The sequence below is a fragment of the Mesorhizobium sp. GbtcB19 genome (genome assembly GCF_019091085.1).
In the GTDB taxonomy this organism is placed as follows: Bacteria; Pseudomonadota; Alphaproteobacteria; order Rhizobiales; family Rhizobiaceae; genus Mesorhizobium.
The window spans coordinates 1-242 of sequence record NZ_JAGXJY010000440.1; the positions used below are offsets into that span (position 1 = coordinate 1).

Sequence of the window (242 nt, forward strand, 5' to 3'; positions counted from 1 at the left end):
CTTGCCCTTGGCCATCGTCATCAGGCCCATGAATTGCGCCTGCAGGTTGGTCGGGAAGGCAGGGAAGGGGGCGGTGGTGACATCGACCGGCGCAATGCCGGCGCCGTTGCGCTTGACGCGGGTGCCCTCATTGGTCGGCGTGATCTCGGCGCCGGTCTCGACAAGCACGTCGGGCGCGCTCTGCAGAAGGCCGGGCCGGGCGCCGTCGGGCATCACGTCGCCGCCGGTCATGGCGACGGCCA

General features: G+C 70.2%; 1 pseudogene. It reads right to left on the minus strand.

From position 1 onward, the window contains the following. Positions 1-242: pseudogene (locus tag KVT37_RS32685) on the minus strand (UDP-N-acetylglucosamine 1-carboxyvinyltransferase); the annotation flags it as partial.